This is a genomic window from Kerstersia similis, assembly GCF_965139615.1.
Taxonomy (GTDB): Bacteria; Pseudomonadota; Gammaproteobacteria; order Burkholderiales; family Burkholderiaceae_B; genus Kerstersia; species Kerstersia similis.
Genome location: NZ_CBCSIQ010000006.1, coordinates 133,748 through 152,045, shown reverse-complemented (window position 1 = coordinate 152,045; position 18,298 = coordinate 133,748). Strand labels below are relative to the sequence as shown.

Here is an 18,298-nt window from a genome sequence, read left to right as displayed (position 1 = left end):
GGTCTTGCCGGGGGCGGGCGGCGATATTGCGGCGCTGATGGCCTATGACCATGCGCGCCGCGTCGTGAAAAACCCGGAAGTGCCGTTTGGCCAGGGCGCCTACGAAGGTATCGTGGCGCCGGAAACGGCGAACAACTCGGCCGTGCCTGCAGCCTACATCCCCATGCTGACCTTGGGCATTCCCGGCGACGCCGTGACCGCCATCATCATCGGCGCCTTGTATATCCACGGCCTCAAGCCGGGCCCCATGCTGATGATCGAAACACCGCACCTGTTCTGGTTCACGGTGGGCAGTCTGGTGCTGGCCAATATCTTTCTGCTGATTTTCGGTCTGTCCGGTATCAAGCTCTTCGCCAAGGTGGTGGAAACGCCCAAGCGCATCCTGCTGCCTATCATCCTGGTGTTGTCGGTCGTTGGCGCATACTCGATCAACAACAATCCGATGGATGTGTACTGGATGCTGGGTTTTGGCGTTCTGGGCTATTTCCTGAAGATCTATGGTTTCCAGGTGGGGCCGGTGATTCTGGGCATGGTGCTGGGGCCGTTGATGGATCGCTCCTATCGTCAGGCCATGTTGTCGGCGGGTGAAAATCCGGGCGAATTCCTGATGGGCTTCGTGACTTCGCCGCTCTCGGCGGGGATTACCTTGGCGCTTCTTTTCACCATCGTGTCGCAGACGCAGTGGTGGAAGCGGCGCCGCAGCGGCCATCGTCCGCAACCGGCCTGAGCGCCCGGCCGGGCCACTGCCGCCGGTGTCGGGGCGGCAGTGGCGTCCTTGCCACGCTCGACGCGTCCGGCAAGGGGCTTGCCTTGTGAGGATATCCACACGCCTGCTAAGATATCCACATGCAGCAGCCGCCCATTGCCTATAAGCGCAATCTTGGCGGCTGTGTGGTTTCTGGCTGTGTGGTCTTTGCTCCCGGCTTTCATCTTTTCCTTTTGCTCCGTCCGGTTCCCGTGTCTGCGCTTGCGGTTCGCCGCTCTACGATCTCGTTGAAACATCGTTATGCCGGTCGTGGCAGGTTCACGCCCGGCGTTGTTGCGCAAACCCGTTGGTGGCCTCTGGATCCCCAGGAACTGGCTTTCCGTTCCCTTTTTGCCCGTGCCAAACCCGGCTGATAGGCCGCGTGTTTCCTGCGGCGCTGTCGTTCAGGCGCCGCTCTTCTGATTCGCTGCCGCTGGCCTGCCAGCCGGATCCGGCCGCGTGTTTCCGCAAGCACATCTATGGCTGCCGCTGCCGACAGACGCGGCTGGCCAGCACGGGCATCATGCAACTCACCAAGAATTTCGTTAAGGCCAAGCAACCTTGCGCTGCTGGCTACCGCTGGTTCATTCGCGATCACAATGGGCAAGGGGAATACCAGCAATTGCTGGATGCATTGGTCGCTGCCAACCGCATCGAGGATGCTTGCTGGCTGCTGGATCAGTTCGGCCCCATAGACGCTATCCGCCAGGTGGATGCGGTGGAGGCCAATGCGATGATTTTCGCGGGCGAGCTGGTGGTGCGGCAGGGTATCGAGGTCGATGCGATCGTGCGTACCGGACGCAGCATCCGTACACAAGGCAGTATCCGGGCGGATATCGTCCAGGCCGGGGGCGATGTGAGCGCGGAGGGCGGGATTCGCTGCACGGGAGATTTGCGTGCTGGCGGCGATGTGCTGGCAGGTTGGGGGCTGGATGTGGGCGGCAAGCTCCAGTGTGGCGGACAACTACGTGCGCAGTGGGATCTTGTCGTGGTCGGCGAGGCCCAGGTAGGCGGCAATCTGCATGTCGGGGCGAATCTGGAGGCCCAGGCCAGTCTGGTGTGCCAGCAAGGCGTCAAGGTCGGGGGCAGCATTGCCGTAGCGGGTTCCCTGAAAATCACCCGTGGCCTGATTGCCGGTGGCGGCGTCGTCATCGAGGATTACCTGGATTCGGGTTGGGGCATCAAGGCGGGTGACGATATCCGTGCGGGCAGCGCGATCCGGGCGGGCGAAGGCATAGAAACGCCCGGGTTGCTGGAGGCCGGCGAGGGTCACGGCGTGTATGCCGGGCTGGGCGTGCGTTTCGATGCCTGGGAGGTATCGGCGCGTGTGCAGGCCCGGCAGCGCCCCGCTGAATTGATCAGCGGCTATTGGGTGGAGCTGGCGGAGGCCTGAGCGCCATACCGGCGCCGGGTCAGAGTTCGGCTCGCCTGGCGGCCCAGCGCACATAGCCCCGCGCCCGCAAGGTGCAGGCCGGGCAACTGCCGCAACCGTAGCCCCAGCAATGCAGGGTGTCGCGCGTTCCCAGATAGCAGGTGTGGGACGCTTCGCGTATGGTCTCCACCAGGGTATCGCCGCCCAGCCGCCAGGCCAGTTCCCAGATTTCGGTCTTATCCAGCCACATCAGTGGGGTTTCGATGGTGAGCTGGCGATCTATTCCCAGGCTGAGCGCGACTTGCAGGGCCTTCATGGTGTTGTCGCGGCAATCCGGGTAGCCGGAGTAATCGGCTTCGGTCATGCCGCCAATCAATACATTCAGGTCGCGCCGGTAGGCCAGGGCGGCAGCGAATGTCAGGAATACCAGGTTACGGCCGGGAACGAAGGTATTCGGCAGGCCATCAGCCTGCATGGTAATGGCGACATCGTCGGTCATGGCGGTCGCGCCCAGGTGCCGGAAAGCATCCACGGGCAGGAGATGATCGTCCGCCAGGCGGCCCGCCCATTCCGGTTTCATGCCGGCGACCAGCGTTCGCAGGCGTGTGCGGCAGTCCAGCTCGACGCGGTGGCGCTGCCCGTAGTCAAAGCCCAGGGTCTCCACTCTCCCATAGCGGTTCAGCGCCCATGCCAGGCAAGTGGCTGAATCCTGACCCCCGGAAAAAAGAACCAGCGCACGTTTTTCCCTGAGTGGGATCATGGTATTCATCCTATGTTTTTATTCACATTTTTTAGTCTATTTTAGCTGAAACTGTTTTTGCGGATGGCATTTCCAGGATCGCAGGGCAGCTGGCGGGCGTCGCATCTCGCAGTGGCTGGGCGGGGGGCGCTGACAGCGCTGCGCGGGTTTTGCGCTTCGTGGTGTAATGGCCCTGTTTTCCAGGCAGGAGTGGCCCAGGGCACGCTGGCGGGGAAAACCAACCAGAGGACATCGGCAGTACGCCCGGTGCGGCTGCCAGGCTGCCGTCGTGGGGCAGCCGCTGTCCTGGGCAGGTTCCATCAAGGCGACGTACATGGTTCTTTATATTCTCAAACGGCTCTTGCAGGCCATACCGACGCTGCTGCTGGTCATTACGCTGTCCTTCTTCCTGATGCGGCTGGCACCGGGCGGGCCTTTCGATAGCGAAATTCAGGCGCCGCCGGAAATCGAGGCCAATCTGAAGGCGGCCTATCATCTGGACCAGCCGCTACTGACGCAGTATTTCATCTATTTGGGCAATCTGGCCCAGGGTGATCTCGGGCCCTCTTTCAAGTACCGTGACCGCAGTGTCAATGACCTGATTGCGACCGGTTTTCCGGTCAGTGCGCGGCTGGGGCTCTGGGCCATGGCGCTGGCGTTGCTGATCGGCGTGCCGCTGGGGATCTGGGCAGCCATGCGGCATAACCGCGCAACCGACCATGCGGTCATGGGTGTGGCGCTGGCGGGCATTGCCATTCCGAATTTCGTTGTGGCGCCGGTGCTGGCGCTGCTGTTCAGCGTGACGTTGGGGTGGTTGCCGGCCGGCGGCTGGGGCGATGGCCAGTGGCGCTACATCCTCTTGCCGGTCGTGGCGCTGGCGATACCGCAGGTGGCGTACATTGCCCGGCTGATGCGTGGCAGCATGATAGAAACCATGAGCAGTCCGCATATCCGCACGGCGCGGGCCAAGGGGCTGTCTGCGCTTGAAGTGGTGCTGCATCATGCCTTGCGACCGGCATTGACGCCGCTGCTGTCCTATCTGGGGCCGGCCATGGTGGGCATCGTTACCGGGTCGGTGGTGATCGAGCAGATTTTCGGCCTGCCTGGTATCGGGCGCTATTTTGTTCAGGCGGCCTTGAGCCGCGATTACACGCTGGTGATGGGCGTCGTGGTGTTCTACGGCGTCCTCATCGTGGTGTTCAACCTGTTGGTGGATTTGCTGTATGGCTGGCTCAATCCGCAAATACGCTACGAGGACTGACGGACATGATGGCCAATGATTCCGCACGCCGGGAGGGCGTGCTGCCACCGGCGCCACCGGGCCGCAGTCTGGCGTACGACGCCTGGCGGCGCTTGCGCGCCAACCGCGCAGCCATGGTGAGTCTGACGCTGCTGGCCGTCATCGCGTTGAGCTGTCTGCTGGGGCCCTGGCTGACGGGCTGGCAGCTCGATGAGGTGGATTGGTCGGCGTTCCGGGCGCCGCCATCCTGGGAGAGCGGCCATCTGGCAGGCACCGACGCCAATGGACGGGATTTGCTGACGCGGACTTTCTATGGCGGGCAGGTGTCCTTATCGGTGGCTCTGGTGGCCAGCGTCGTGGCGCTGGTCGTCGGGGTGCTGTATGGCGCGGTGGCGGGTTTTGCTGGTGGCCGCGTGGATACGCTGATGATGCGTTTTGTCGATATCCTGTATTCGCTGCCCTTCCTGTTTTTGGTCATTCTGATGATGGTCGTGTTCGGCCGCAATATCCTGTTGATCTACGTTGCCATTGGCGCGGTGGAGTGGCTGGATATGGCGCGTATCGTGCGCGGCCAGACCCTGGCGCTCAAACGTCGGGAGTTTGTCGAAGCGGCGCAGGCACTGGGGGTGCGCAGCCGCGATATCGTGCTGCGCCATATCATTCCCAACTTGCTCGGCCCGGTCATGATCTACCTGACGCTGACGGTGCCCAAGGTCATCCTGCTGGAAAGCTTTTTGTCGTTCCTGGGCCTGGGTGTGCAGGAGCCGTTGACCAGCTGGGGGGCGCTGATCAGTGAAGGCAAGGACATGATGGCGCGTGCGCCCTGGATGCTGCTGGTGCCGTCCGCCTTCCTGACGACGACGCTGTTCTGCCTCAATTTTCTCGGGGATGGCCTGCGCGACGCGCTGGACCCTCGCAGCCGCTGATGGAGCCGGGAGCAACGATGATGAACCGGAACCATGAGCATGCCGGGCGGAGCGGGCAGGTTGCCGCCGATGAGGTCTTGATGCGTGTGCGCGGGCTGGGCGTGACGTTCAGCACGGCAGATGGCCCGGTGCAGGCCGTGCGTTCCGTTGGCTTTGATTTGCGCGCGGGCCGGACGCTGGCGCTGGTCGGCGAGTCCGGGTCAGGCAAGTCCGTGACGGCCTATGCGCTGATGCGTTTGCTGCCGGATAGCGCGGTGGTGACGGGGCGTATCGAGTACCAGGGCGAGCTGTTGCTGAAATTGCCGGAAAAACGGATGCGGCAATTGCGTGGCAACGAAATCGCCATGGTGTTCCAGGAGCCCATGACGGCGCTTAACCCGATGATGCGCATCGGCCTGCAGATCCGTGAATCGTTGTACCGGCATACGGTTTTGCGGGGGCGGGCGGCTCGTGACAAGGTGATCGAACTGCTGCGCCAGGTTGGCATTCCGGAGCCGGAACGGCGCTACCGCAGCTACCCCCATGAGTTGTCCGGAGGCCAGCGCCAGCGCGTGGTGATTGCCATGGCGCTGGCCTGTAGCCCCAAGGTACTGGTGGCCGATGAGCCGACCACGGCGCTCGATGTCACGGTACAGGCCCAGATTCTGGCCTTGCTGCGCGATTTGCAGCAACGTCTGGGGCTGGCGGTGCTGCTGATTACGCATGACTTGGGCATGGTGCGTCATGTGGCCGACACCGTGTGCGTCATGCGCGGTGGCGAGATGGTCGAACAGGGGCCATGCGCGCAGGTGTTTGCCCGGCCGCGCGAGGCATACACGCGCATGCTGCTGGCAGCCGAGCCGCGCGGCACCAAGCCCCCGGTGGCTGCGGATGCGCCGGTGCTGCTGGCGGCGCGCGATGTCGAAGTGAGTTTTCCCGTCCGGCGCAGCGTATGGCGCCGCCCGGAGCGATTCGTGGCCGTGCACGGCGTCAGTCTGGATGTGCGCCGGGGGGAAACCGTCGGTATTGTGGGCGAATCCGGTTCCGGTAAATCGACGCTGGGGCGGGCGTTGCTGAACCTGTTGCCGGCGCAGGGCAGCCGGCGTTTTGATGACCTGGATCTGACGCACCTGGGCCCGGCGGCCATGCGGCCCTTGCGCCGGCGCATGCAAATCGTGTTCCAGGATCCGTTCGGCGCTTTGTCGCCGCGCATGACGGTGGGCGATATTATCGGCGAGGGCTTGCGCGTGCATGAGCCACAGCTGGGGCGTGGCGAGCGGGAAAGCCTCATTGCCCAGGCCATGGCGGATGTGAGCCTGGATCCGGGCATGCGCAATCGTTATCCCCATGAGTTTTCCGGTGGGCAGCGCCAGCGCATCGCCATCGCCCGGGCGGTGATTCTGCGGCCGGAATTCCTGCTGCTGGATGAACCGACGTCGGCGCTGGATCGCTCCGTGCAGGCGGGCGTGCTGGATTTGCTGCGTGACCTGCAGCAGCGCTATCAGATGTCCTATCTGTTCATCAGTCATGATCTGGCCGTGGTGCGTGCCATGGCCGATACCTTGCTGGTCATGCATGCTGGCGAGGTCGTCGAGCAGGGGCCGGCGCAGGCCATCTTTGCGGCGCCAGCCCACCCTTACACGCAAGCCTTGCTGGCTGCAGCCTTCTGGCGTGACGGCGGCCATCATCCGGTACCAGACCCGGCACCAGACCGTTTACCCGAGCATGAGGCATAGAGAGAGATGGAGTGTCGTTCTGATTGCGGCGCCTGTTGCACCGCGCCGTCCATTACCAGCCCGATTCCCGGCATGCCGCAAGGCAAGCCTGCGGGCGTCCGCTGTATCCAGCTGGATGAGCATGAACGCTGCCGGATCTTCGGGCAGCCGGGCCGTCCGGAGGTCTGCGCGTCGCTGTCGCCCAGCGCCCAAATGTGTGGCACTTCACGCGAATCTGCCATGCAATGGCTCAGCTGGCTGGAAAACGAAACCAGGCCGTCCTGTACGGCCTGAATGGCGGCAGTTGCTGGCTGGCTGCATGATAAATAACTGAAAAACCTGGGGAATACATATTCCTGCCAGTGTTGGCTGGCTGGCGCATCTTTCTTCCATCTAGGTGTTTCCGATAGGAGGAATGACGCGATTTTCCGTCAAATATCGCTTCCCAAACCCGGTGGGCCTGATTAACCTATTAACAACATCAAAAAACAGCCGGTTGCCTTCGGATACAGAAGCGCGCAAGCCGGTACAGGAGACAAAAATCATGCGTAAGCCATTCACTATGCAGGCGGCTGCGGCCGCGATTTTCCTGAGTCTGCCCATGCTTGCGAGCGCGCAGGTCAAAGTGGGCGTCACGGTATCGAGCACCGGCCCGGCCGCATCGCTGGGGATTCCCGAACGCAATACCGTGGCGCTGCTGCCCAAGGAAGTGGCTGGCCAGAAAATTGAATGGATTGTGCTGGACGATGCCACCGACACCACGCAGTCGGTGAAGAACTCGCGCAAGCTGGTGTCCGAAGACAAGGTGGATGTGCTGGTGGGCACGTCGGTCACGCCGGGCTCGTTGGCCATGGTCGATGTGGCGGCTGAATCTCAGGTGCCGATGATCAGTGTGGCCGCAAGCGCCAAGATCGTCGAACCGCAGGACGACAAGCGCCGCTGGGTTTTCAAGACCCCGCAGAACGATGCGCTGATGGCTGAGGCTCTGGCTGATGCCATGGTGAAGGCGAACGTCAAAACGTTGGGCTTCATCGGCTTTGCCGATGCCTACGGCGATGGCTGGCTGGATGTGATGAAGCAGGCGGCTGAAGCCAAGGGGATCAAGCTGACGGCGGTCGAGAAATATGGCCGTACCGATACCAGTGTGACGGGCCAGGTGCTCAAGCTGGTTGGCGCCCGCCCGGATGCCATCCTGATTGCAGGTGCCGGCACGCCGTCGGCGCTGCCGCAGAAGGAACTGCGCACGCGCAACTACGGTGGTCAGATCTACCAGACGCACGGCGCCGCCAATAACGATGTGCTGCGTGTGTGCGGCAAGGATTGCGACGGCATGCTGCTGCCCAGCGGCCCGCTGCTGGTGGCAGCGCAATTGCCCGATAGCAATCCGGTCAAGCAGACGGCGCTGGCCTATACCCAAGCGTATGAGCAGGCGCATGGCGCCGGCACCACCAACACCTTTGGCGGCCATATGTGGGATGCCGGCCAGTTGATCGTCGCTGCCGTGCCCGAAGCGCTCAAGAGCGGTGCCAAGCCGGGTACCCCTGAGTTCCGTGCCGCCCTGCGCGATGCGCTGGAAAACATCAAGGATCTGCCGGTTTCCCAGGGCGTCTTCAATATGTCGCCCACCGATCACGCCGGCTTTGACGAGCGCGCACGCGTGATCGTCAAGGTGGAAGACGGCAAGTGGGTTTACCAGCCGGATCTGTAAGGCAGCAAGCGTCCGGGCCGGGTGTCCTGGCTGGCCGATAAGGCGCCAGACGCCGGCCGGGCGCGTCGTTTTCACGGGGGTCGGGATAGATCCGGCCGCCGGGCTTCACAAGGTGGTTCTAGATGGATTCCACAATTGCGCTGATCCTGCTGCAGGATGGCATTGTTAACGGCGCTATCTATGCCCTGTTGGGCATGGCGCTGGTTCTGGTGTTCGCGGTCACCCGCGTCATTTTCATTCCCCAAGGCGAATTCGTGGCATTCGGCGCGCTGACGCTGGCCATGCTGGGTGACGGCCGCGTGCCGGGCACCGCCTATCTGCTGCCCTTGCTGGGCGGCCTGGCCTTTATCCTGGAAGTGCTGCGCGCCATACGCACCAGCAACTATGCCGGGTTGGGGCGTTCTGCTGTCACTTTCCTGGCTGTGCCGCTGCTGCTGCTGTGGCTCACGCTCAATTATGTGGCGCCTGACAACTCGTTGTGGCTGAACATGCTGCTGACGCTGGTGCTGGTCACGCCCATGGGCTCCATGATCTATCGCATCGTCTATCAGCCGCTGGCAGAAGCTTCTGTGCTGGTGCTGCTGATCGTGTCCGTGGCGGTGCACTTCGCATTGACCGGCCTGGCGCTGGTGTTCTTTGGCGCCGAGGGCTGGCGTACACCGGCGTTCGTCAACGGTGTGGTGGATCTTGGCTTCACCACCGTATCGGCGCAAAGCCTGTTCGTTGTCGGCACCTGCGCGGTGCTCATCGTGGCGCTGTGGCTGTTTTTCGGCAAGACGCTGTATGGCCGCGCGCTGCGTGCCACGGCTGTCAATCGCCGTGGCGCCCGTTTGGTGGGCATCAGCACGAATATGTCGGGTAGCCTGACCTTCACGCTGGCCGTTGCCATCGGGGCGATGTCGGGCATGCTGATTGCGCCCATCACCACGGTGTACTACGACACCGGGTTCCTGATTGGCCTGAAGGGTTTCGTCGGCGCCATCATCGGCGGCCTGGCCAGCTATCCGGTGGCTGCCGCCGGTTCCTTGCTGGTGGGCGTGCTGGAAGCATTCTCGTCATTCTGGGCCAGTGCCTACAAGGAGGTAATCGTATTTACGCTGATCATCCCGGTACTGGTTTGGCGTTCGCTTTCCAGCCACCACACGGATGATGAGGAGTAAGGCCATGAATCGAGTTCTTCTTGCCATCTTCCTCGTGGTGCTGGCGGCGCTGCCCATGCTGGGCGCGACCCCGGAGTTCTGGATTACCCAGCTCAATTACATTGGCCTGGCCAGCCTGGTCGTGCTGGGGCTGGTGCTGCTGACGGGCGTAGGCGGCCTGACGTCTTTCGGACAGGCGGCCTTTGTCGGGATCGGCGCCTACACCACGGCTTTGCTGACCGTGACCTACGACTGGTCGCCCTGGCTGACGCTGCCTGTCGGCCTGGTGCTGACAGCGGCCATCGCCTGGCTGCTGGGCGCAATCACCCTGCGTCTCTCGGGGCACTTCCTGCCGCTGGGCACGATCGCCTGGGGCCTGTCGCTGTACTTCCTGTTCGGCAACATCGACGCGCTGGGCAAGCATGACGGCATTGCCGGTATCGAGCCCATCAGCCTGTTCGGCGTTTCGCTGGCCAATGGGCGCTACATGTACTACCTGATCTGGGTGGTCGTGCTGCTGGCGCTGTGGGCCACGCGCAACCTGCTGTCCTCGCGGCCGGGCCGTGCCATCCGGGCGCTGAAAAGCGGCGCCGGCATGGCGGAGTCCATGGGGGTGAATACCGCAGGCTACAAGGTCGTGATTTTTGTCTGGGCCGCTCTGCTGGCTTGCATCTCGGGTTGGCTCTACGCCCATATGCAGCGCGCAGTCAGCCCCAGTCCCTTCGGCCTGAACTACGGTATCGAGTATCTGTTCATGGCAGTGATCGGGGGCGCAGGCTATGTCTGGGGGGCCATTCTGGGCTCGGCCGTGATTCTGTTGCTGCGCGATCAACTGCAGAACTGGTTGCCGCGTCTGCTGGACACCACCGTCAACTTCGAGATGATCGTTTTTGGCGTCCTGATGATCCTGATGCTGCAATATGCCCGCGATGGCCTGTGGCCCATCCTGGCAGGATGGTGGGGGCAGATCACCGGTGCGGCGCGTTCGCGGCGTCAGCTGGCGCCGCCGCCGCAAGCCGCGCGGCTGCCGCAGCGCGACAAGCCCAAGGCTGGCGAAGTGGTGCTGGAGGTGGATGCCATCCGCAAGCAGTTCGGCGGCCTGGTGGCGGTCAACGACATCAGCTTTACGGTGCGGGCAGGGGAGATCATGGGTTTGATCGGCCCCAATGGCGCCGGCAAGAGTACGACTTTCAACCTGATCAGTGGCGTTTTGCCGCTGACGCGTGGCGAAGTGCGTTTCATGGGGGAGCGCATCGACAGCAAACCGGCGCGCACCATCGCCCGCATGGGCGTTGGCCGTACCTTCCAGCACGTGCAGTTGCTGCCGGGCATGACCGTACTGGAAAACGTCGCCTTGGGGGCGCACCTGCGCTCGGATGTCAGCGTGATGGCAGGTGCTTTGCATACCGACCGCGAACGCGAAGCCCAGTTGCTGCATGAGGCGGCCGAACAGCTCAAGCGCGTGGGGCTGGGCGATTACCTCTATGAACAGGCCGGCAATCTGGCGCTGGGCCAGCAACGTATCCTGGAAATCGCCCGGGCGCTGGCCTGCGATCCGGTCTTGCTGCTGCTCGACGAGCCGGCGGCAGGCCTGCGCTACAAGGAAAAGCAGGAGCTGGCCCAGGTGCTGGAAAATCTGCGCAGCGAGGGCATGAGCATTCTGCTGGTGGAACACGATATGGACTTTGTGATGCGGCTGACCGATCACCTGGTAGTGATGGATTTCGGTACCAAGCTGGCTGAAGGCCTGCCGGCGGATGTACAGCAGAACCCGGCGGTGCTGGAAGCCTACCTGGGTGGCATTGATGATGATTTGCCCGAGGAAATCCAGGGTGCGCAGGCTGCAGGAGGTGTGCAATGAGTACCGCGCCCATTCTTGAAGTCAGCGACCTCTCGGCCCGCTATGGCAAGGTAGGCGCCCTGGCGGGGGCGACGCTGAGCGTACCGCGGGGCAGCATTGTGACCGTGATCGGCGCCAATGGCGCTGGCAAGTCAACCATGCTCAATGCCGTCATGGGGGCACTGCCGCAGACCGGCCATGCGGCCGGTGTGGTGCGCTACGACGGCAAAGATGTGTCAGGCTGGCAGGTCGAGCGTCGTGTGGCAGCCGGCATGTCGCTGGTGCCGGAACGGCGCGAGCTGTTTGGCAGCATGTCGGTGGAGGATAACCTGTTGCTGGGCGGTTTCCGGCGCTATCGCGCGCGTGAGGCTGGCTGGCGCGGCACGCTCGATGAGGTGTTCGAGCTGTTTCCGCGTCTGCGCGAACGCCGTGCGCAGCAGGCCGGAACCCTGTCGGGCGGCGAGCGTCAGATGCTGGCCGTGGGCCGTGCGTTGATGGCGCGGCCTGCGCTGCTGATGCTGGACGAACCCAGCCTGGGCCTGGCGCCGCGCATTGTGCGCGAAATCTTCCACATCATCGCCCGTTTGCGTGAAACCGGTGTGGCGATTCTTCTGGTCGAGCAAAATGCCCGGGCCGCCCTGCAGGTGGCCGATTACGGCTATGTGCTGGAAACCGGCGAAATCAGCCTGCACGGGCCTGCGCGTGAACTGGCCAATGATCCGCGGGTGATAGAAAGCTATCTGGGCCTGGGACGCGAACGCAAGGAATAGCTGTTCTTCAGCAGCAAACGAGCCGGTGTGCCTGGGCGCAGGCACACCGGCTTTTTTGTCTGGCTGGAATTCCAGTTATAAAGAAGACTGGTATAGATAGTCGGAAATTGTATTGGCCCGCCTGCGCCATTCATGTATTAATCGACGCTTGTCCTGTGCGGCGCTACCAGCCCGGGCCCGTGTCTAACACTCTGCGATCACGAGGTGACTGATGAAACGTTTTTCCCTTGCCGCCATGTCGCTGGCGCTTGCGGCACTGGCCGCGCCCTTGCAGGCTCAAACCCTGAAAGTCGGTATCATCGGCGACCCCGCGTCGCTCAGCCCCACGCGCATTACCGGCGGCGTCTGGGAAGAGGACGTGCTGCGTGACCTGTTTGCCGGCCTGGTGGAAGTGTCGGCCGACGGCAAGGTCGTGCCAGGTGTCGCAACGGCCTGGACCTTGTCCGACGACGGCAAAACATACACGTTTGACCTGCGCGATTCCAAGTGGTCGGATGGCACGCCTTTGACGGCGGATGACTTCGTCTATTCCTGGCGCTATGTGCTGGACCCGCAGAATGCCGTCAGCACCGCGCACCGTTTGTATCCCATTGCCAATGCCGAAGCCATTGCCAAGGGCGAACAAAAGCCGGAAGCGCTGGGCGTGCGTTCGCTCGATGGCGGCAAGAAACTGGAAGTGACGCTCAAGGAGCCGTCCACCTATTTCCTCAGCACACTGGTCCTGCCGGTGTTCTATCCCTTGCCGCGCCAGGCCATCGAGAAGCATGGCAAGAATTGGAGCGAGGTCGATAACATCGTCGTCAACGGCCCCTTCGTGCCGACGCGCTGGATCACCGGCAGCGAACTCAATACCAAGAAGAACCCGAATTACTATGACGCGGCCGAGGTCAAGATCGACGGCGTGACCTTCTTCCCCATCGAGGATCGCGATAGCGGCATTACGCGTTTTCGCGCCGGGGATCTTGATGTGCTGCGCGACTACCCGGCTTCGCAGTATGAGTTCCTGAAGACCGAACTGCCGGCCGCTACCCGCCTGTCGCCGCGCCTGGGCAGTTACTACCTGTCCTTCAACCTGCGCGACGGGCATCCCACCAGCGACCCGCGTGTGCGGGAAGCGCTTAGTCTGGCGATCAACCGCGACGTCATTGCCCAGCAATTGCTGGAGAATGCTGTCCTGCCGCTGAACTCCTTCCTGCCCACCGGGCTGGACAACTACGAGCCGCAATATGAACAGGTACTGGCGCAACCGTACCCGGAACGGCTCAAGCGTGCCACGGAGCTATTGCGCCAGGCCGGCTACGGGCCGGGCAAACCGCTCAAGCTGGGCTTGAGCTTCAACAGCGGCAGCGAGCACCAGCGCATTGCCGTGGCAGTGGCCGCACAGTGGAAGCCATTGGGGGTGCAGGCAGAGCTGAACAACGCCGAGGCCAATGTGCATTACGCCAACCTGCGCGCCGGCAGCTACGACGTCGGCCGCGCCGCCTGGCTGTCGAGCTATGACGACCCGCAGAACTTCCTGCAGTTGCTGTACACGCCGACCAATAACTACGGCGCATACAGCGATGCGGAATTCAACAAGCTGTATGAGCAGGCCAACCTGGAAAGCGACCCGGCCCGCCGCCGCGGCTTGCTGCAGCAGGCCGAAGCCCGCCTGGCGAAAGCCTGGCCCGTTGCCCCGATCTATGAATATGCATCGCGCAATCTGGTCAATCCGAAGCTGAAGGGCTGGGAAGACAACGCGCTGGATATCCACCCGTCGCGCACGGTGTCGTTCCAGTAACGGATGGTCGGCCGGGGTGTTGCCCGGCCGCACTAAAGCCCCATGGGCAGCGAGGCAGGGCTTGCTGGCGGGTGAACTCATTCACTAAAATGAGGTTCATTTTCATTCTTGATACTTGCCGCAGGGCGGGTGTCCTCCGCTACGCCATGCCCGCTCCCGCTCCATCGCCTGCGCACGCCCTTTATAGCGACCATCATGGTTGGCTGCATGCCTGGTTGCGCAAGAAACTTGGCAGTTCCCCGGATGCGGCGGATCTGGCGCATGATACGTTTGTCCGCATCCTGGCGCGTGAGCAGATCGCTGGCATGCGTGAACCGCGTGCCTTCTTGATGACTGTCGCCCAGGGGCTTTTGTCCAACCTGCGGCGGCGGCGCAAGGTGGAGCAGGCGTATCTTGATGCCTTGGCCGCGCTGCCGGTGCCGAGCCACCCGGACCCTGAAGCCTGCGCGCTGGTACTGGAAGCCCTGCTGGAAATAGACCGTCTGCTCGATGGCCTGCCGCATCGTGCACGGCAGGTCTTCCTGATGGCGCAGGTCGATGGCATGACACAGGCGGCTATTGCCGAGGAACTGGGGATATCGCTGCCTACGGTACGGCGTGATCTGGTTCGCGCCATTGCCCATTGCAGTTTTGCGGACTAGTCATGACTGATATTCCAGCCAGCGTTCGCATGCAGGCCGCCCAATGGCTGGTTGACCTTCAGGATCCTGACAGCCCGCCAGCCGTGCGCGAAGCCTGGCAGCAGTGGCTGAATGCCCATCCTGACCATGCCTTGGCATGGAGCAAGGTGGAGGCGCTGGCCTGTAAGACCAGCGCCCTGCCGGCAGGAATCGGGCGCGCTGCATTGTTGCCAGCACGGCCAATGCGTCGGCAGGTGCTGGCCGTGACCCTTGCAGGAGCGGCTGGCGCGGGGATCTGGCAGCTATCCAGCAATATCGGCAGTTCGGGGCGACTGCAGACTGCCACCGGCGAACGGCTTGAACAATATCTGGCGGATGGCTCTCGCCTGATGCTCAACACGCAGACGCAGGTGCGCGTTCAGTTCGACGGTGCGCAGCGGCTGCTGGCGCTGGATCGTGGGGAGTTGATGGTCGAGACTGCCCCGGACAGCTTCCAGCCTGCCAGACCGTTCCATGTCCGGACGAGTGCTGGCGATATGCAGGCGATCGGTACGCGCTTCATTGTCAGGCAGCAGCAGGATACTTTGCTGCATGTCCTGGAGGGCGCCGTCGATGTCCGGCGCCTGGGTGCCCCCGATATGCCGGTCAGGGTGCATGCATCACACCAGCTGCAGTTTTCTGCCGACAGACAGGGGGAGATCCGGCGCGCGACAGAGACGGATGCGGCCTGGATCAACGGTATGCTGTTGGTGGCCGACATGCCCTTGCCCGACTTCATCGAAGAACTGGGACGTTATCGTCCGGGCATGCTGGATTGCGACCCGGAGCTGGCCCACCTGCGTGTGTCCGGGACGTTCCCCCTGGATGATACGGACCGCGTGCTGGCCATGTTGCAACAAGTGCTGCCGGTGCAGGTGCAGCGCTGGACGCGGTACTGGGTTCGCGTCCAGCCTTGGTCCTCTAGCAAAACCAAAGTATTTGGCAGTGCCTGAACCCGCGGTGTTGGGGCAGTAGCGCTGCAGCCTGACGCATGCGTCTCTGTGGTGGGGGGGCGTGTGTCCGACGGGTGTGGCGGCCTGGGCGGGCAAGCAGGAGTCAGCCTGCTGCGGCCATACAATTTTGTAACAGCAGCCCAAATCTGTTTTCTTTTTTCCCGGGTTGAGTGGCATGGAAGATGAGAACGCAAATTCTTAAATTTTCCATGAACGAGGGAAATCGGCGATGGATTCAGGTTCACAGGCGGCACGGATGCACCGTGTACGCACAAGATCACGTGTCTGGCAGCCTATGCTGCTGACGACTTTATTGTTGGTCATGCTGGTGCCGTTGATGCCGGCCTCTGTTATGGCTCAGGCCGCAGGTGTTCCGGCGGCGCGCCAATATGACATTCCTGCGGGCCGTTTGGCCGATGTGCTGAACCGTTTGGGAGGCGAGGCGCGCATCCTTTTGATGTATCCCGCCACGTTGGTCAACGGCGTGAACAGTCCGGGCGTGCAGGGGATGAAGGATGGTGCCGCTGCCTTGCGCGACGCTTTGCGCGGCACGGGCCTGGAAGCCATTCCCACGGCTGATGGCTACACCTTGCGGCGCTTACCGCAGGACAGCGTGGCGACGCTGAGCGCAGTGGAAGTGACCGGCGCTGCCTATGACCCCAAGGATGAGGTGTTCTATGCCCTGGGATCTGTCGGTGTGGTGACGCGGGAGTCACTGGACCGCGTACCGGTGACTAGCGCCCGCGATATCTTCCAGGGCGAACCCGGGGTGTATGTGATGGACGGGAACCAGGATCCTGGCATCAACAACATCAATATCCGGGGCATCCAGGGGCCGGGCCGCATCAATATGATGGTCGATGGCACGCGCCAGAACGCGTCGAACTACGCCGGCTATGGCGGACAGATGTCGCGTGTGTACATTGACCCGGAACTCTTGGCGGGCGTGGATATCGAGAAGGGGCCCACTGGCGGCATGTACGGGGCCGGCGTGACGGGTGGCGTGGTGAACCTGCGCACCTTGAATGCCGATGATCTGCTCCAGGGCGATGCCAGCCGTGGCGGGCGCCTGCGAGTGATCCACGGCGACAATGGCTACAACACTGCCGGCATGGCGGCAGGTGCTGTCCGGCTTGAGAATGGCCTGGCGCTGACAGGCGGCGTCTCGCGCCGCAAGAGTGACAACTATCACACGGGCAAGCACAGCGTACCGGAAGGTGGCTATCCGTATTGCAACTCGCGCGGGCAGGACATCAACGATTGCAGCAGTGAAGTACCGCTGACCCATCAGGACATGGTGTCCGGCCTGTTCAAGGCGCAGTACAGGATCAATGCTGCACACAGCCTGGAGGCCGGTGCGACGTACTACCGCAATGAATTCGTCAGCTGGGCGCGCGGGGCTGCGGCGGACGAAGAACTTGGTTTTCCCGAGCAGCATGTCAGTGCCAATACGCTGTCGCTGCGCTATCAGTGGAATCCGGTGGACAACCCTTGGTGGGATGTCCGCGCCAACCTCTGGCGGGCAGCCAACCGGACGTCCTATGAGATGTTCGGCGAGCATTACGACATGCATACCGTGGGTACCGAGATCAGCAATACGGCGCGTCTTCCGCTGGGCGACAACCTGCTGACGCTGAACGTCGGCGGGGAGTTTTACCAGGACAAGGCCGATACGCATTCCAGCGGCGTGACGACCGACCCGAGAACCGGTCTGGGTCGGGAAGGCCTGACGGCCAACGGCAAACGTAATATCGGCGGCTGGTTCGCGCAGGCGAGCCTGGCCTATCACGAGTGGCTGCAACTCGACGCCGGCCTGCGTGCCGACTACTTCGGCCTGCGCTCCGAAGGCACGTATGCTTCGCGCTATGTGGGGCAGGGCGTGAACACCTTGTCGCTGAACCGCAGTGGTGGCCGGGTAAATCCCAGCGCGGCGCTAGGCATCACTCCGGTGGAGGGTATGCAGTTCTTCGCGCGCTATGCGGAAGGCCAGCGGGCGCCGACCTTGTCGGAAACGGCAGGCGGGGGCGCGGTATGGGGCATCTATCATCTGCCCAATCCCTATCTGCGGCCCGAGGTGGCGCGTACGCACGAATTCGGCCTGAACCTGATCATGGATGACTGGTTGCCCAGCGAGGGCAAGCTGCGGCTGAAAGTGGCGCGCTTCGATTCGCGCTATGACGACTACATCCTGCGCAATGCCTTCCGCTATCGTGCTGATTACGCCTATTCGTACCAGTTCGCCAACATCGACCGGGCCACGCTGCGCGGTGTTGAATTGCAGGCCCAGCTGGACCTGGGCTATCTGTTCGCCGAATTCAGTTTCAACCAGTTCGACCGCATGCTGTTCTGCGATGCCGGCGTCTGCAGCAGCGACCCGGGCCGCGACAATATCAACGTCACCACGCCGTTCATCCCGCCCAAGCGCAGTATTGCCGCCACTGTGGGCGTACGGCTGCTGGAGCGCAAGCTGGTGCTGGGCGCACGCCTGCGCGCCGACACGCGTCGCGGCATGACCGATGCCAACCAGTACAACGACGGCGTGTACTGGAAACCCTATGAAATCGTTGATCTGTTCGGCAGCTACGACGCCACGCGCCACCTGAACCTGGGCATCAGCGTAGAGAACATCGCCGACAAGTATTACATCGGCGCCATGAACTTCAATGGCCTGCCTTCGCCGGGACGCAGTATCAAGGGCTCCCTGACCTACAACTTCTGACCAAACGCCGCTGT

16 protein-coding genes are annotated in these 18,298 nt (G+C 62.7%); 15 read left to right on the top strand and 1 reads right to left on the bottom strand.

All coding sequences use genetic code 11. From position 1 onward, the window contains the following. From ACNA1V_RS06140 to ACNA1V_RS06130, 3 genes are all read left to right on the top strand, one after another. Window positions 1–727: tripartite tricarboxylate transporter permease (locus tag ACNA1V_RS06140; RefSeq protein ID WP_415832707.1), on the top strand; the 727-nt coding region annotated here is incomplete at its 5' end. A gap of 119 nt (window positions 728–846) precedes the next feature. After that, on the top strand, window positions 847–1,119 hold the full coding sequence (locus ACNA1V_RS06135) for a hypothetical protein (RefSeq protein ID WP_415832706.1): 273 nt from the start codon (window positions 847–849) through the stop codon (window positions 1,117–1,119). Window positions 1,120–1,268: 149 nt separating this feature from the next. Then, window positions 1,269–2,138, top strand: coding sequence for a hypothetical protein (locus ACNA1V_RS06130; protein WP_415832705.1), 870 nt, complete (start codon window positions 1,269–1,271; stop codon window positions 2,136–2,138). 19 nt (window positions 2,139–2,157) lie between these two features. Here ACNA1V_RS06130 and queC read toward each other — a convergent pair whose 3' ends face one another. Continuing rightward, window positions 2,158–2,877 carry a 7-cyano-7-deazaguanine synthase QueC gene (gene queC, locus ACNA1V_RS06125; RefSeq protein ID WP_415832704.1) on the bottom strand — a complete coding sequence of 240 codons (720 nt, stop codon included), beginning with the start codon at window positions 2,875–2,877 and terminating at the stop codon, window positions 2,158–2,160. Window positions 2,878–3,190: 313 nt separating this feature from the next. On the opposite strand from queC, the gene oppB reads away from it, so the two are divergent. The 12 genes from oppB (at window position 3,191) to ACNA1V_RS06065 (ending at window position 18,284) form a co-directional block, all read left to right on the top strand. Continuing rightward, a complete protein-coding gene (gene oppB, locus ACNA1V_RS06120) occupies window positions 3,191–4,117 on the top strand; it encodes an oligopeptide ABC transporter permease OppB (protein WP_415832703.1) in 927 nt (308 codons plus the stop codon). Window positions 4,118–4,122: 5 nt separating this feature from the next. Beyond that, a complete protein-coding gene (locus ACNA1V_RS06115; RefSeq protein WP_415832702.1) occupies window positions 4,123–5,022 on the top strand; it encodes an ABC transporter permease subunit in 900 nt (299 codons plus the stop codon). Window positions 5,023–5,039: 17 nt separating this feature from the next. Beyond that, complete coding sequence (locus ACNA1V_RS06110) at window positions 5,040–6,737, top strand: ABC transporter ATP-binding protein (RefSeq protein ID WP_415832701.1); 1,698 nt, start codon at window positions 5,040–5,042, stop codon at window positions 6,735–6,737. Window positions 6,738–6,743: 6 nt separating this feature from the next. Continuing rightward, complete coding sequence (locus ACNA1V_RS06105) at window positions 6,744–7,010, top strand: YkgJ family cysteine cluster protein (protein WP_415832700.1); 267 nt, start codon at window positions 6,744–6,746, stop codon at window positions 7,008–7,010. Between the two features lie 250 nt (window positions 7,011–7,260). After that, window positions 7,261–8,424, top strand: coding sequence for an ABC transporter substrate-binding protein (locus tag ACNA1V_RS06100; RefSeq protein ID WP_415832699.1), 1,164 nt, complete (start codon window positions 7,261–7,263; stop codon window positions 8,422–8,424). Window positions 8,425–8,546: 122 nt separating this feature from the next. Further along, window positions 8,547–9,584 (top strand): branched-chain amino acid ABC transporter permease, encoded by a 1,038-nt coding sequence (locus ACNA1V_RS06095; RefSeq protein WP_415832698.1) that lies wholly within the window; start codon window positions 8,547–8,549, stop codon window positions 9,582–9,584. 4 nt (window positions 9,585–9,588) lie between these two features. Further along, complete coding sequence (locus tag ACNA1V_RS06090; protein ID WP_415832697.1) at window positions 9,589–11,424, top strand: branched-chain amino acid ABC transporter ATP-binding protein/permease; 1,836 nt, start codon at window positions 9,589–9,591, stop codon at window positions 11,422–11,424. Then, a complete protein-coding gene (locus ACNA1V_RS06085; RefSeq protein WP_415832696.1) occupies window positions 11,421–12,173 on the top strand; it encodes an ABC transporter ATP-binding protein in 753 nt (250 codons plus the stop codon). Before ACNA1V_RS06090 ends, ACNA1V_RS06085 begins: the two co-directional genes overlap by 4 nt. Before the next feature lie 211 nt (window positions 12,174–12,384). Then, complete coding sequence (locus tag ACNA1V_RS06080) at window positions 12,385–13,953, top strand: peptide ABC transporter substrate-binding protein (protein WP_415832695.1); 1,569 nt, start codon at window positions 12,385–12,387, stop codon at window positions 13,951–13,953. A 146-nt stretch (window positions 13,954–14,099) separates the two neighbouring features. Beyond that, a complete protein-coding gene (locus ACNA1V_RS06075; RefSeq protein WP_415832693.1) occupies window positions 14,100–14,594 on the top strand; it encodes a sigma-70 family RNA polymerase sigma factor in 495 nt (164 codons plus the stop codon). Between the two features lie 2 nt (window positions 14,595–14,596). Then, the gene (locus ACNA1V_RS06070) at window positions 14,597–15,565 is read left to right on the top strand and encodes a FecR domain-containing protein (RefSeq protein ID WP_415832692.1); all 969 of its coding nucleotides are present in this window, start codon (window positions 14,597–14,599) and stop codon (window positions 15,563–15,565) included. 295 nt (window positions 15,566–15,860) lie between these two features. Next, the gene (locus ACNA1V_RS06065; protein WP_415832691.1) at window positions 15,861–18,284 is read left to right on the top strand and encodes a TonB-dependent receptor; all 2,424 of its coding nucleotides are present in this window, start codon (window positions 15,861–15,863) and stop codon (window positions 18,282–18,284) included. Window positions 18,285–18,298 lie beyond the last annotated feature (14 nt).